The organism is Enterococcus sp. DIV2379, from assembly GCF_050542965.1.
GTDB lineage: Bacteria > Bacillota > Bacilli > Lactobacillales > Enterococcaceae > Enterococcus_D > Enterococcus_D entomosocium.
On the sequence record NZ_CP172938.1, the window covers coordinates 2416643 to 2432072 of the forward strand.

General features: G+C 45.7%; 11 protein-coding genes. 3 read left to right on the forward strand and 8 right to left on the reverse strand.

Annotated features, from left to right (window positions below; translation table 11 throughout):
- Nucleotides 1-141: 141 nt before the first annotated feature.
- From IGI92_RS11120 to IGI92_RS11150, 7 genes are all read right to left on the reverse strand, one after another.
- Entirely contained in the window at nucleotides 142-1611 is a 1470-nt protein-coding gene (locus IGI92_RS11120; RefSeq protein WP_016613578.1) for an ABC transporter substrate-binding protein, read from the reverse strand.
- Between the two features lie 27 nt (nucleotides 1612-1638).
- The gene (locus IGI92_RS11125) at nucleotides 1639-2559 is read right to left on the reverse strand and encodes a carbohydrate ABC transporter permease (RefSeq protein WP_005225516.1); all 921 of its coding nucleotides are present in this window, start codon (nucleotides 2557-2559) and stop codon (nucleotides 1639-1641) included.
- A gap of 13 nt (nucleotides 2560-2572) precedes the next feature.
- The gene (locus IGI92_RS11130; RefSeq protein ID WP_086294872.1) at nucleotides 2573-3454 is read right to left on the reverse strand and encodes an ABC transporter permease; all 882 of its coding nucleotides are present in this window, start codon (nucleotides 3452-3454) and stop codon (nucleotides 2573-2575) included.
- Nucleotides 3455-3694: 240 nt separating this feature from the next.
- Nucleotides 3695-5086, reverse strand: a complete 1392-nt coding sequence (locus tag IGI92_RS11135; protein ID WP_016613579.1) for a glycoside hydrolase family 1 protein — start codon at nucleotides 5084-5086, stop codon at nucleotides 3695-3697.
- Nucleotides 5079-5954 carry an ROK family protein gene (locus IGI92_RS11140; RefSeq protein ID WP_005234751.1) on the reverse strand — a complete coding sequence of 292 codons (876 nt, stop codon included), beginning with the start codon at nucleotides 5952-5954 and terminating at the stop codon, nucleotides 5079-5081. The genes IGI92_RS11135 and IGI92_RS11140 overlap by 8 nt, the downstream gene beginning before the upstream one ends.
- A gap of 3 nt (nucleotides 5955-5957) precedes the next feature.
- A complete protein-coding gene (locus tag IGI92_RS11145) occupies nucleotides 5958-8636 on the reverse strand; it encodes an alpha-mannosidase (protein WP_430607050.1) in 2679 nt (892 codons plus the stop codon).
- Nucleotides 8637-8709: 73 nt separating this feature from the next.
- Complete coding sequence (locus IGI92_RS11150; RefSeq protein WP_430607051.1) at nucleotides 8710-9999, reverse strand: glycoside hydrolase family 125 protein; 1290 nt, start codon at nucleotides 9997-9999, stop codon at nucleotides 8710-8712.
- 155 nt (nucleotides 10000-10154) lie between these two features.
- On the opposite strand from IGI92_RS11150, the gene IGI92_RS11155 reads away from it, so the two are divergent.
- Nucleotides 10155-11207, forward strand: coding sequence for a GntR family transcriptional regulator (locus IGI92_RS11155; protein WP_005234743.1), 1053 nt, complete (start codon nucleotides 10155-10157; stop codon nucleotides 11205-11207).
- Between the two features lie 5 nt (nucleotides 11208-11212).
- Nucleotides 11213-13363 carry a GH92 family glycosyl hydrolase gene (locus IGI92_RS11160; RefSeq protein ID WP_430607054.1) on the forward strand — a complete coding sequence of 717 codons (2151 nt, stop codon included), beginning with the start codon at nucleotides 11213-11215 and terminating at the stop codon, nucleotides 13361-13363.
- An 84-nt stretch (nucleotides 13364-13447) separates the two neighbouring features.
- Here IGI92_RS11160 and IGI92_RS11165 read toward each other — a convergent pair whose 3' ends face one another.
- Nucleotides 13448-14254, reverse strand: a complete 807-nt coding sequence (locus tag IGI92_RS11165; protein WP_042890481.1) for a Cof-type HAD-IIB family hydrolase — start codon at nucleotides 14252-14254, stop codon at nucleotides 13448-13450.
- 172 nt (nucleotides 14255-14426) lie between these two features.
- Here IGI92_RS11165 and IGI92_RS11170 point away from each other — a divergent pair, with 172 nt between their 5' ends.
- Nucleotides 14427-15422 (forward strand): ROK family protein, encoded by a 996-nt coding sequence (locus tag IGI92_RS11170; RefSeq protein ID WP_430607056.1) that lies wholly within the window; start codon nucleotides 14427-14429, stop codon nucleotides 15420-15422.
- Nucleotides 15423-15430 lie beyond the last annotated feature (8 nt).

The following is a 15430-nucleotide window of genomic DNA, read 5'->3' on the forward strand; positions in this document are numbered from 1 at the left end:
AAAAGTAACGTTTTTTATCAAAGATTTTGCTATTTACTTTAAAAGAAAAAGCAGCCAAAAGCTAGACGTGGGAACCATTGGTCCTGATGCGTTTAGCCTCCGGCTTGCTTGATCTATTGATTTGTGAGAACCACCTGTTACTTATTCTTGGCTTGCGCGGTACTCATCAAATTGTTTTTGCATTTCATCGCGGACCTTCTCCCAGCCAGCGGTTTTTAATTCTTCGTTTAGTTTCGGAACATTTTCTTCTGGATCGATCGTTCCGGTTGCTAAACTTGCTTTGTAACGGTTCATGACATTGGCGATATTCGTGATTTCTGTTTTCACATTATCAGTCTTGAAGTTGAACCCTAAGATTGGTGATGCTTCCGCGTTAGCAATGTTTTCATCACGCTCTTTGATCATATCGTCTGTGATGGATTCTTGTGTGTAAAGGATCATGTTGTTCCCAGTGTTCCAAGCAGCCATCCGGGTATTTGGCAAGTAGCCATCAAGGAGACGGATTTTGTTGTCTTGGCCTTCGATTTTTTCCCATGCTTCACCTTCGACACCCCAAACCAATCCATTCAACAATTCAGGATCGCTGTTCAACAAGCCCAACACTTCCACTGCTTTTTCTTTGTTTTTCGAAACATTCGCTACGACAAAGTTTGCCATTTGCGCTTGTCCGGTTGATTTTAATTGTTTCGTGATTGGACGTGAAACCAATTCATGACCTGCGGCATTGCTTAAGATCGTATCACCGTAATCCATTGGTCCTTGGGTTTCTTCACGCATGAACCATGTGTTGCCTTCTAATGGGTAGCCAGTCGTGTTGGTGGCTGCATCGGTTGGGATCAAGCCTTCGTTGTACCATTTGTGCATCAATTTCAAGTTTTCCATTTGTTCATCATCTTCGTATTGATTGATGATCTTCGTTGTATCGCCATCCAATTTGACAGCAAATGGGTAATCTTTCCCAATCACATAATCATAGTTTCCAGAAACATTAAAGGTTTGTCCGATCGCAAACGGTGCGATGTTTGGTTCTTCTTCTTTGAACTTCTTCAACACGTCTTCGGCATCTGCATAAGATTCGATCCCGCTGATATCCAAATCATATTTGTCTAAATATTGTTTATTGAAGGTCAAGACTTGTTGGGCATAAATATTGCCGTTGACTGGAAAGGCATATAATTTTCCGTCGATCGTATTGCCTTTGATATAAGATTCGTCTAATTGATCATACGCTTCTTTGGCATATTTTGGTGCTAACTCCGTCAAATCTGCATACGCGCCTTTTTGCGCATTGGCAACATAGTTTGAGGCAAAAGAAATATCGTAGTTTTCACCCGATGAAATGATGGTGCTCATTTTTTGATCCCAGTCTCCCCAGCCGATGTACTGCAGATCGATGCGAGCGTTGGTTTTTTCTTCAATGCGTTTATTAGCGATCTCCATTAATTGATCAAAGTTTTCTGGCTTGTCCCCGACTTGATACATCAATAAAGTCGTTACGCCGTCTGCATTGTTCTCTGAATCGGATGTTGCGCCGTTCGACCCACAGGCAGCCATTCCCAAAGTTGCCGCTGCGGCCATCCCAGCAAAAGCTGTTTTTTTCCACAAATTCATTTTTGTTTCCTCCCTATACTTATTTGATTATTCTTTGACGCCACCAATTGTCAGACCACCGACAAAATACCGTTGGAAGAATGGATAGGTGATCGCAATCGGTAAGGTTGCAACAACAACGATTGCCATGCGAGCAGTTTCGCTTGGCAAAGCGGCCAAACCGCCTTGGATCTGGGCAGCCATGCCGGAGCTTTTGGCTAGATAGTCCAAGTTGCTTTGAATCCGCATCAAAAGTGCTTGTAACGGCACTAAAGAGTCTTTTTGAATATACAACAATGCATTGAACCAGTCGTTCCAATAGCCAAGAGCGGCAAATAGACTGATCGTTGCGATCCCTGGAACCGCTAACGGCAACACGATGGACAGAAAAATCTTCATTTCGCTGGCACCGTCGATCCGCGCAGATTCTATAATACTATCTGGTACCGTCTTTTTAAAGAAGGTCCGCATAACAAGGATATTAAAAGGCCCTAAGGCAAGGGGTAAGATCAATGCCCAAATCGTGTCTTTCAATTGGATCAAGTTGACCATCACTAAGTAATTGGCAACCATCCCTGGCGCAAATAACATGGTGATCAAAGCGAAGATCGTAAAGAACCGACGGAATGGAAAATTTGAGCGAGAGATGACATAGGCATATAGCGAAGTCATCGTTGCATTGACGAAGGTACCAAAAACAGTGATAAAAATAGATACGCCAAATGCTTGGAAAATTTTGCTGCTCATTTGTCCGCTAAACAGGTAGGTATATGCTGCGAACGAAAATTCTTGTGGCCAAAAGCGATAGCCGTTTTCTGCCAAAGAGGTTTCACTGGTCAATGAGATCGCGATCACAAAGAGAAACGGCAAGACACAGGAAATCGCGAACAGACCGATCACGATATTAAAAATCAGGTTGACCGTTGGGTTAAAGGAGCGGATCTCGACTTTCGTTACTTTTTTCTTCATTTATCCATCCTCCTTAGAATAATGCTGAATCTGGTTCTAGTTTACGAACAACCAAATTCGCTGTTAGTAATAATAATGCCCCAACAACTGATTGATAAAGGCCGGCAGCTGCGGTCATCCCGAAGTCGCCTGTGGCAGTCAGTCCATTATAAATGTACGTATCTAAAACGGAGGTGACTTGGTACAACGCCCCAGAGTTTCGTGGGACTTGATAGAAAAGTCCGAAGTCGGCACGGAAGATCCCACCGATGTTCAAAATCAACAAGACGGAAATCATTGGAATCAGTTGTGGCAACGTCACATTTTTAATCTGCTGCCATTTGCTGGCACCATCGACCATCGCGGCTTCGTAATACGTTTGATCGATCCCGACCACTGACGCATAATAGATGATGCTGTTGTAACCTAAGCTCTTCCAGACATTCATAAAGACGAAAATAAACGGCCACCATTTCGGATCAGCATACCAGTTGATTCCTTCACCGCCCATCCCCGTGATCCATTGGTTGATGATCCCTTTGTCTGGACTCAAAAAGGCATAGACAAAGTACGAAATAACCACCCAAGAAAGGAAGTACGGCAACAGTGACATCGTGTGATAAACTTTTACCAAACGCTTATTGCGTAGCTCACTCATTATAATGGCAAAGGCAATCGCAAAGAATAGGTTGAATGCTAAAAATACGATATTGTAGAGTAACGTATTTCTAGTGATCAGCCAAGCATCATTGGATGCAAATAAAAATTTAAAGTTATCAAAGCCGACCCACGGGCTTTGTTTCAAACTGGCAAAAAAGCCGTCTGGTGAAATGTGGAAATCTTTGAACGCCACCACATTTGCGAATACAGGTATATAGAAAAAAAAGATAAACCAGACAACACCTGGTAAAGCCATCAATATTAACGCTTTGTATTGCCAGACATTCCTCCAAAACCCCTTTTTCTTCACATCTCATCATCTCCTTCATGCTACTAGAATAACGCTTTCATCCCTAAAAAATAAGGAACAAACTAAAGATAAAATGAAACAAATTAAAGGTCTTTGTTTATATTTTGTTTTTATTCTCTAAAAACCAGAAAAACGTCCTACCTTTTGCAAGATAGGACGCTTCATTGAGTTGTTTTTTACAAAGGATCAATCGACAAAGCCGTTTTGCTGAATCACTTCGCGGAACCACTCACCTGACTTTTTGATGGTGCGTTTTTGGGTAGCCAAATCAACGGCAATAAACCCGTAACGATTTTTGAATTCATTCAGCCATGACCAATTATCCATGCAAGTCCACATGTGATACCCGCGGCACCGGCTGCCTTCTTGGATTGCTTGGTGAACATACCGCAAATGATCTTTGATAAAGGTGATGCGGTACTCATCTTGGATCTGACCGCTGGCATCGATAAAGCGTGTTTCATCTTCGACTCCCATGCCGTTTTCTGAAATATAACAAGGGATATTGCCGTAGTTGTCTCGTAGGTTGATCAAGGTATCATAAATGCCTCGCTCATAAATCTCCCAGCCTCGATGGGGATTGATTTTCTTTTCTGGCCAATCATAAACATCGAAGTAATCTTCTGGCATTGGAGTGTCCGCTGTTTTGGCAGAACGCTTTTGCTGCACCCGCCGCGGCTGATAATAGTTGACCCCCAAGAGATCGACCGTGTTTTCTTTAATGATCTGCAAATCTTCTGCTCTGGTTTCTGGCATGATCGCCAACTCGTTTAAGACAGTGATCAATTCTTCCGGAAAGGTGCCTTTGACCGCTGGATCTAAGAAGGAACGGTTGAAAAAGGCATCTGCCAGTTGCGCCGCTTGGCCATCTTTTTCATCATTCGGATCTTTCGGATAGGTCGGTGTCAAATTCAAGATGATGCCGATTTCGCCTGATTGCTGAGACTGACGGAAGCGTTGGATCGCTAAAGCGCTGGCGAGTGCTTCATGGTAGCCGACTTGCACCGCATGTGCCAAGTTGATTTCTGCTGGGTAATGCTGTTGATACAAATACCCCATCTCCACTGGCACGATCGGTTCATTTTGCGTGAACCAATGACGGACTTGATCACCGAACAACTCAAAACACAAAGCGGCATAATCTGCAAATGCTGTGACAGTCTCGCGATTGAGCCAGCCGCCTTCTTTTTGCAGTGCCATCGGCATATCAAAATGATACAAATTGATGAAAGGCTCGATGCCATTTTCGATCAAAGTGGCGAAGTACTCGCGATAAAACGCCACCGCTTGTTGATTGACCGCTCCTCTTCCTTCTGGCAGCAAGCGACTCCACTGGATCGAGGTTCGAAAAGAATTAAAGCCAATCTCTTTCATCAATGCTACATCTTCTGGGTAACGCTGCAGCAGCTGGACGGTATCTTTGGGTCCCCGTTTTTGATAAAAGCGTTCTGGTTCCGTTGCGTACCAATAGTCCCAAATCGAATCGCCTTTGCCATCATCGGCCGTTCGTCCTTCAGTTTGCGGACCGCTGGCAGCGGCTCCCCACCAAAAATCTTTAGGAAAATGCAGGTTAGTCATGGGCAGTCACCTGCTCTTTGCCTAACAAGAGACAGCCGATAATGCCACTTTTGTTCGGCAAGCCCCAAGTGACGATGTAGTCTTCCACTGGTGGTGTCTCCATATAGCCTGCCATTTGTTTCAGGAAGGCTTGTTGGATTTGAGCGAGTAAATGCGGCTGATTCATGACCCCACCGCCTAAAATGATTATCTCAGGTGCTAAAGTTAACGTGATATTGACCAGCGCTTGCCCTAGATAAAAGGCCTGCAACCCCCAAATCTCGTGCGCTTGCGGCAAGTCTTGTCCTTTGATCCCCGTACGTCCTTCCAAAGAAGGACCTGCGGCTAATCCTTCCAGACAGTCGCCGTGATACGGGCATGTACCAGCATACATATCTTCACTGTGACGTTTGACATAGGTATGACCGATTTCTGGATGACCGATCCCTTCGAAAATCTTTCCTTCACGAACGACCCCGGCGCCAATGCCGGTCCCTACCGTCAAATAGACACAGCTGTCTTTGCCTTGTGCCGCTCCTTGGCGTAATTCTCCATAAGCGGCAGCATTGACATCTGTTGTCCAAGCAAATGCTGTCTCTGGGTAGCGCTTCTTCAACGCACCGAGAAAATCGAACTGCTGCCAGCCCTGTTTCGGCGTGGCTAGTATGTGGCCATAGGTCGCTTGGGTTGGATCGATCCCGATCGGACCAAAGGAACCGACCCCTAATGACACGAGATCGTAGGGATCGAAAAAGGCAAAGATCGCCGCTAACGTTTCCTCTGGCGTTGTCGTTGGGATCGACTCTTGGGCGATGATCGTCAGCTGTTCATCGGCAACGGCACAAATCATTTTTGTGCCGCCGGCTTCAATTCCTCCGTAAACCATCATTTCTCACTCCTTTACTCCAATGGTTCGAATTTCATATGGGTGTAATTGCTCATTGACGGACGATGCTTGTTCTTCCTCTAATAGGTTCAACAGACAGAGTGTCGCCTGCTCTTTTTGCACATGAAAGGCAGTGGCTTGATCCGCCAAATTATAGCCCCGCAAAACGATCTGCTGGTCTTGGCGATTGCGTTTTAAGGCGGTGATAGCTACCGTCGTTCCATGAGCTTCCATGTATTGGTTGCTGCTGGCTAGCTTGCCTTGATGCTTGTCGGTCTGGCTTGCCGTCCAAGGAACTTGGGCAGCTTGTGCTTGGCGATACGTTTCATAACGTTCTTCAGGAGCCCCATGACAGGCTACGCCATATTCAAAGGTGTGGCTGCCTAAGCATTGCGCTTCTGGTGTTGGGAAGTAGCCCCAATCGCCTAGCTCTCCCGTACAGCGCAACAAGGTCAAGCAGATCTGATCCTTCACGATTTCATATTCGTTCAAACCAAAATTAGAAACCGTCATGCCGCCTGTTTCATCATGCAAGTTGACAAAGGCGTGTTGATGCTGCGGATTCGTTGGGTTTTCCCAATGACTGGAAACCTGATTCGGCCGTTTTACGACTTCATAAATGCTGTCAGCTTCATGGAAATCCGTGATGATCCCTGTTGGGAATAAAACCCGCAGTCGGTGATCTTTGCTTTGGTTGTTGACGGTGGTTTTAAATGCCAGGCGGTTGCTGGTTCGTTCTAAGCGAATCTCCGTCTCGATCTTGAAAGCAACCAATTCTTGACTCCGCTGTGCTTTACGGAAACGGAAATCGACGACAGCTTTTTGTTCTTCTAACAAACGGTCATCTGCTGAAACAGGAATCTGTAATTCTTGTGTCAGTCGCACAATTCCCACCAGCGGATCGTTTTGTTCGATCGTCACCTGATGCGGAAATTGCGTCGATAAGATTGCTTGATCCCCTTCTGGTTGTTTGAAGATGTACTCATTGGCGATATCCCCCACATCCTCGAAAACCAGTAAATTGCGATACGTTTTTTGGGTTACTTTGTCTGTAATCGTCAAGCTGCCGTTTTCAGTAATGACGGCTTCCAAATGTGCGTTGGCAAGTTTACGCCCTCCTTCTGAAACGATCGGTGCGCTCTCTACTGGCGTAGCGGCTTTTTCCACTAGGGCAAAGGTCTGCCATGAAAATTCCGGCAACTGGTTTGCTTCTACTTGAACCGTGACAAAGCGTTTCATGAAAGGAATCCGAAAGGCATCTTTAGGCAATTCATAGTCAAAAAGGACCTCTTCTTCACTGGTGATCGCAGCAACAGGTTTCCCCTGTTCATCGATCACCGAATAAGAACCTTTTGGCTTCGCCAATAATTCGTGGTAAAGCTTGCTTGGCAATCCTTCACGGAATGTTTTACGCTCAAGTTCGATCACGACTTCCACTAAACCAGAACGGGTGCTGCCAGTGGTGTTGAAGACCACAAAGGGACGACTCTCCTCAGGAAACCTGCTCGTGTCGATGGCGGCTACTAAATTGCGTAACGCTTCATCTGCCACGAACTTACCAATTTCATTGGCTTTTTCAAAACGCGGCATCATTTCTCGGTGTACTTCGTCCACTGAACAGCCGCAGATACTGTCGTGAGGATGATTTTGCATCAGTGTTTTCCACGCATGATCCAACATATCGTGAGGATAGCTGCCACTTGCTTCATAAGCCATAGTTGCTAATGGTTCAGCGACATTTTCTAATTGGCGGGAAACCTTTGTATTCCATTGTTTCAGATAGACTCGGGAAGAGGCGGTATTGGCTAGAGTATACCAACCATCGGTTTCTTGACTGGTCAATTCACCTGTGACAGTTCCTAGGTCATCTGGCAGATCTGCTTGCACCGCTTCAAGGTATTCGGTAAAGCTGGCGTGTTTGAATTCATACTCTGGGAAAAGCTCGTTAGCTGTACGAATCGCTGCCGAAATGTCTTTTTGGACAGGTTGATGATCGACCCCATTCATCATTAAGTAATGATTGGTGGCACCAAATTTCTCTACATCTTGCAATTTTTGCGTCCAAAAAGCTTCGGCTTCTGCTTTATCCACCGGAATCTCATTGCCATTGGAGTACCAGTTGGCAAAAAGTAGACCAAAGATTTGACTGCCATCTGGTCCTTCCCAATGCATTTCAGAATATTGGGAAGTAAATTGATCATCGGGTAAAACTTCGTTGTCAAAGCCGATTGGTTTGACGCCACGCCCAAATGCAGCACTTTCAAGATTGGCTTGCAGCATCATTTGCGGGGTTTGCCCCATATTGCCGAAAGTATCTGGGAAATACCCCAACATAACAGGGGTGCCCCACTTTTTGCTTTCTGCCATTCCAATCAGCATATTACGGGTGTTTGATTCAGCACTGATCAAAAAGTCATCTTGCAAAATATAAAACGGACCGATCTGTAATTTTCCTTGTTTGATGGCCGCTTTGACCGCTTCGCGTTTTTCAGGTCGCACTTCTAAATAGTCATCCAAGATGATCGTCTGCCCATCTAGATGGAAGCTGTGGAACTCAGGGTCATTTTCAATTAACTCTAAAAGATCATCCATCAATTCAACTAGCCGCATGTGATGCTGTTCGTAAGGCATGTACCATTCCCGATCCCAGTGGCTGTGAGAGATGATATAAACTTGTTTCTTCATTGATTTTTACTCCTCGCTGTTTGCGTCGTTGGACTGCTTTTTGTGTCACTCGAACAGTCGTGGGTCGTGCTGCTTATTTTTCCACTCGGATATCGAAATAATCCATGACCAATTCACAAAACATCATGTTCGCCCAAGAGAACCATTCTCTCGTGTATTGCGAAGGATCATCGACATCGAACCCTTCATGCATCAAATTTGTACCCGCATCTGTCGCCACTAACTGATCCAAAATTCGTTTCTTTTCTTCTTTGTCAGTGGTGGTCATGCCTTCCATTGCCATGGCGATCGGCCACACATAATTTTCTGGCGTATGAGAGCTGCCAATGCCTTTAGCGTATTTGCCTTCATAGAAATACGGATTTTCACTGCTTAACAACGTTTTACGGGTCTGAAGATAAAGGGGATCTTCCATACTGCCATACCCCAAGTAAGGGGCGGCGATCAAATTCGGCACGTTGCTGTCATCCATCAGTGTGCCATTGCCGAATCCATCCACTTCATACGCGTAGACTTCTTCGCCAGCTTGATTTTTGGTCAACCCGTATGCTTTAAGCCCTGCTTCGATCTCTGCTTGCAATTTTTTCGCTTGTGCCACGATCGCTGTGTCTTCTAAAACCGTCGTAAAGATTTCTTGGATATAGCCTAAGACCACCACCGCAAACATATTGGAGGGAATCAAATAGCCGTATTTGCAGGCATCATCACTTGGTCGAAAACCTGACCAAGTCAAGCCAACGGGTTTCACCGGCGCGCCTTTGCCGTCATGAGTCAAGGTATCTTCTTTTCGCCAGGTATCCCGTTCAAAGCGATACGGGGATTCCTCATGGTTTTGTTCTGTTACAAACACCTCCAAGGCTTTTTTGATGCCTGTTACAAAATCATCATTGAACTGATCTGTTCTGCCTGTGTTTTTATATAGCAGATAGGCCAGTTGGATCGGATAACACAAAGAATCGATCTCATATTTGCGTTCCCAGATCCAATCGTTCATTTCTGTATCGTCTGTTTGGTGGCCAGCGCCATTGGCTGATTCGTTAAAGGCATTTGCGTAAGGATCGATCGTAATATAGTAGAATTGCTTCTTGACCAACCCGCTGATCATACTTGCTAAGTCTTCATCTTCTTTGGCGATCACTAAATACGGACGAACTTGCGCAGTGGAATCTCGCAGCCACATGGCTGGAATATCCCCCGTCAGTAAAAAGGTCGTGCCATCCTCATGACGCTTGACCGTCGTTAATAGTGTATTGGCAAAAGCTGCATTAAAATTTTTCGCCCAATCGGCATGCGTTTCTCCGCATAGATCCGTAATCGTTTCCATAAATGTTGCTACTGAAGTTGGTATTTCTTTATAAACCATTCCATCACCTTCCCTGATTTGATATATCAATTTACGAACCTAGTATATCATGAATCATGTGAATGTCTAGCGCTTTTTCAAAATAATTAAAGGGTTTTCATTTTTATCGGTTTATGGTATGCTAACAAATATGATATATCAAAAGGGGTTTTCTTATGAAACAACCATTATATAAAAAAATTTACTCGGAGCTTCACGAAGCCATCGTTGAAGGGCGATTAGCTCCGGGCAGTCGTGTCCCTACTGAAAAAGAACTATCTGAACAATACCAAGTCAGTCGGATCACCTCTAAAAGAGCCTTGACGGAACTGGAACAAAATCAGCTGATCTATCGCGTGCAAGGCAGCGGCAGCTTTGTCCGAGAATTGAAGGAAAAAAAAGCGACTGGACGAATTTTGTTTGTCTTGCCCTTTGCCAATGATCTCTCTTTAGGAAACTTTACCGAAGGCATTTACCCCGTGATGCAAGAACACGGCTTTGAACTTTTGATGACACCAGTGGATTATTTGGAAAAAACGACGGCAGCTGAGCTGATGCAAGAATTCGACGGCCTGATCTATTACGCCAGCAATACGTTTTCTTACTATGACTTGCTGTTCGAATGTGCTGAAAAACACTTTCCTATCGTGACCTTAGATAAAAAGCTGCATGAGTTTGATTTTCCAGCGGTCATGCCAGATAACTTTCAAGGTGGACAGCTAGCTACGGAGCATTTACTTGCGTTGGGGCATCAACGGATCGCTTATATTTTTGGTGATACCCATCATCCACAATCCGTCCGTCAGCGTTATCTAGGTTACATCGATGCGCTGAAAAAAGCCCAAAGAACCTTTCGCACCAAGCTCGACGACACAGCTGCCAGTATCGCAAATGCGCTTGCCTACCTGGAAGAACATCAGGTCACGGCAGCCGTCTGTGAAAATGACTTGATCGCCATCGAATTGATGCGTGCACTGCGTCAAGCAGATTTGCACGTCCCTGCCAACATTTCCCTGGTTGGTTTCGATAATATCCAAGCCGCTGCCCTCGTTGATCCAGCACTAACGACCATCGGGCAGAATTTTGCGGAGATGGGGCGCTTGGCAGGAAACCAAGTGATTGAGAAAATCAACGCTGCGAAGGCAGCACCCCCAGTACCAACGGAGACGACCACCCATTTAGTGGCTGTTTCTTTGATCAAAAGAGAATCAACCCAATTAAAGGAGTGAACCAAGTGAACGTATCAATGATCGACACACGACACGGAACAGACAACCAATATAGTTTTTCCCATGGCAACTGCCTGCCTTATACAGGGGTTCCTTTTGGCATGAACTACTTTGCCCCGCAAACCAGCGATCAACGAGGCAGTTGGTGGTTTCATCCAGAAGATCGAACCTTTCAGGGCTTTCGCATCACCCATCAGCCTAGCCCTTGGATGGGTGATTTCAGCCATCTGACGATGCTGCCGATAAACGGCACGCTTTCTGAAAATACCCTTTTCCATGCGCAAAGCTCGTATCGTCCGGAAGAAAGCACCTTTAATCCAGCCTTTCTTAAAATCAAGACGCAGCGGTATTTAACAACAACGACTTTGATTCCCAGTATGTATGGCGGTGTGCTGTCTATTGAAAACTGCGGGGATCAGCCGGGTCTTGGCTTGTCACTGCCGGGTGACTATGTCTTAGAACAGTTGGATGAACAGACAGTGGCTGGTCAACTGATCGTATTTTCAGGATGCGAAGACGAAAGCTTCACCTTCCATTTCGTCTATCGTTTTGAAACACCCATCACGGCGATCGAAGGTGCCTTGACAGGCAAAGAAGCCTTCGTCGTTCTCCGCTTTGATGATTGCCAAACACAGACGATCCGTTTTGCAACCTCGTTTCTCAGTCGCGAACAAGCTTGTTTGAACTTGCAGCGGGAACAGCAATGGGCTCCTGCCGATTATCTGGCTTCTGTCCAACAGCAATGGAATCATTTTTTGCAAAAAATCGAGATCGAGCATCACGATCAAGCACAAGTTTCTACTTTTTATCATAATTTTTATCGCTTATTCTTGTTTCCTCAAACCTTCTTCGAAATCGATCAAGAGGGTCGCAAAGTGCACTGGGATACCTTGGCAAAAGCGATCAAACCAGGACCACTGTACACAAACAACGGCTTTTGGGATACGTATAAAACTGTCTACCCGCTCTTTTCACTCTTGGCTGTCGAACAATTGGAAGACATGCTGGAAGGCTTTTTGAACAGTTATCGCGAAAGCGGCTTTTTACCAAAATGGCTATCACCTGATGAGCGGGGGTTGATGCCCGGGACGCTGATCGATGCCGTGATCGCTGATGCCGCAGTAAAAGGCATTCGTCCCGATTTGATGCCCGAATTTTTAGCAGCGATGAAAAAAGGTGCCACCGTCCAAAGTGAAAATCCCAATTATGGTCGGCGCGGCACGACGGACTATTTGACTTACGGGTATGTGCCATTGACGCATCATGAATCGGTCAATCACACCCTTGATTATTGTTACAGTGATTTTTGTATCTCACAAGTCGCGCAACAGCTGGGTGACGAGCAAGCAGACTATTATCAGCAGCAATCGCAAAATTACCGCAACATTTTCGATCAGGAGACCGGCTTTATGCGGGCAAAAGACCCAGATGGCGCTTTTCGTCCAGAGTTTAGTGACACACGCTGGGGCTTGGATTATGCAGAAGGCAGTGCGTGGCAAAGTAGTTTTGCTGTTTACCATGATTTCGCTGGCTTGATCACTGCACACGGCGGCAAAGCGGCCTTTGAAGCAAAACTGATTGACTTGTGCAATCAAGAACCTCGCTATACGACAGAAGGCTACGGGTTCGAGATCCATGAAATGAGTGAGATGGCCGCACTCGATTTTGGTCAGCTGGCGATCTCCAATCAGCCAAGCTTCCACTATCCGTATCTATTCAGCTATTTGGGCAAACCAGAAATGGCACAGCCCTTGATCAAGCAGCTACTGACACAGTGCTTCAATGACTCACCAAAAGGCTTTCCTGGCGATGAAGACAACGGCAGCATGGCTGGTTGGTACATCTTCAATGCCTTGGGCTTTTATCCAGTCACACCGGGGACAGGCGAATATGTCATTGGCATGCCCTTATTTGATCAAGCAACACTGCATCTTGCTTCAGGCAAAGACTTAGTGATCAAGAGCACGCCCAATGCGCCGCAACAGCTCTTCGTGGATAAAATTACATTGAACGAAGAACCCTTCGAGCGATTATTTTTCACCCACCAAGAATTGACTGCCGGTGGTACATTGAACTTCCAGCTAGGTATCGTCCCTCGCAGCAAAGAGTGGTCAGCCGATGCCTATCCTTATAGCGTCAGTCAACCACATGCATAACGAAAAAACCGCTCCTTAGCAACAGGCAGCAGTCTACTTTCAGTCAATTGAAAGTGCACGCTGTCCCTGCCAGGGAGCGATTTTTTATTGTTTCATTTGTAGCGGTAACAGACGTTCGATAGTTTTCAGCACGCCATTTTCATCGTTTGATTTGGTCACAAACGCTGCCGCTGCCTTGACTTCCTCAAAGGCATTGCTCATGGCGAAACTAAACGTGCCAGCTGCCATCAACTCCAAATCGTTCAAGCCATCGCCGAAAACCATTGTCTCCTCGGGTGTGACGTGCAGCAATTCTTGCAAGTGTGCCACAGTCGTTCCTTTGTGGACGCCTTGATTGGTGATATCGATCCAAGCGGCTTCCGAAGCCACGATGTACGCTTCATTGGTAAATTCGCTTAACTGTTGGACATGCTCAAAACAACGTAGTTTGGGATCAAAAATAGTGAGCTTCACAAAATCTTCTGTGATAGTTTGATAATCCGCCACCGTTTTAACCACCCGATAAGAGCCACGCACTTTCTGCGCATCCGCTTCATTGGTTGTGTCAGCAATGTACGCCGCAGTCGGTGTACAAGCGATGATCACATGATCTTGCGCAATCGCAGCGAGCTTCGCAATGATCCGCCGCCCTAATTCGTTTGGCAGCAGCGATTCAAAGATGTACTCTCCTTGATGTTTGATGCGGGTCGCGCTATCCCCAAGAATCCAAACATCCGCTGCTGCTTCACCAAACAGTTCTTCCACTCGTTCACACTGTTTGCCGGTACACGCAGCAAAAGCAACACCCGCTTCTTTCATTTGTTGGCTGACTTGTTCATAATAAGGCCGATCAAAACTGCCTTGGCTGTTCAAAAATGTACCGTCTAAATCTGTGATGACTAATTTGATCATACGTTTCTCTTCCCCTCTACCTCGTGTCCTCTTCATTCCAAATCACTTAATTAACGTTATTAATTAAGTATACTTATTTTCAAGTTTTCCGTCAAGTCAGTCTTTTAAAAACTTTACATCGTTTCATCCCGTCGGTATACTTAATTAAATCACTTCATTAAGGAGAACATTTATGGCTTCTACCACCCATACCATTCGCCAGCAAAACAAACAGCTGGTTTTAAAAACTTTGTTTCAAAACGGGGCATTATTCGCCTCCGATTTAGTGAAGAAAACCGGCATCAGCATGGTCACCACTAACTCATTATTAAAAGAATTGTTAACAGAGGGGGAAATCACGAAAGGTCCGCTGGAGCAAAAAGAGCTAGGACGACCAGCAGTGACCTATCAGCTAAATCAAGACCGAGGTCATTCTCTTTTGCTTAGCTTTATCGATCACGATGGCTCCTTGGCTCTTTGGTCCATGCTGATCGATCGTAAGGGGAAGGTTTTGGCAAAACACGACCAACCCTTTCCTGATGTTGCCCCTCACCGCTTTCAAGAATGTGTAACGAACGAGCTGGCATTATTTCCCTTTGTGGAACAGATTGCCCTCTTTTTACCAGGAAAAATCAGTGGAGGAACCGTGACTTCCAGCTGGTATGAAAAATTTAACGGTTGGCAGCTGGCAGCCCTCGTGGCAGAGGTCACTGCACTGCCCTTCTACTGTCAAAACGATGCCCATATTTTAACGATCGGCTATTGCATCGCCCAACAGATCTCCTTGCAGCAAACCATCGTTGGCATGTACAATCCCGAAAAAAGCATGCCCGGTATCACGCTCCTAGTCAATGGTGCGCTTTTAGAAGGAAAAGATGCCCTAGCGGGAGAGGCAAAATTTTTACCCGGCTACTTGGATCAAGGGGCACCGCAAGACCGCACGGCTTTGGTCCAGCGCCTGACAAGCTTACTGCCATTTTACAATGCAGCTTTTGCCCCCCACTGTATCATTTTAGCCAGCAGTGATGCAGTAAAAACCGATCTCTTAGACGCGATCCAAAAAAATCCATTGCTGCAGCAACAACCCAATCAGCCCGCTTTCCATTATATCGATGCTATCGAGGAAGCCATGGTGCTAGGCATGCACTGGCTGATTTTCCGCAAGACACCTTTTGACTTAGCCCGTTGATGACACAA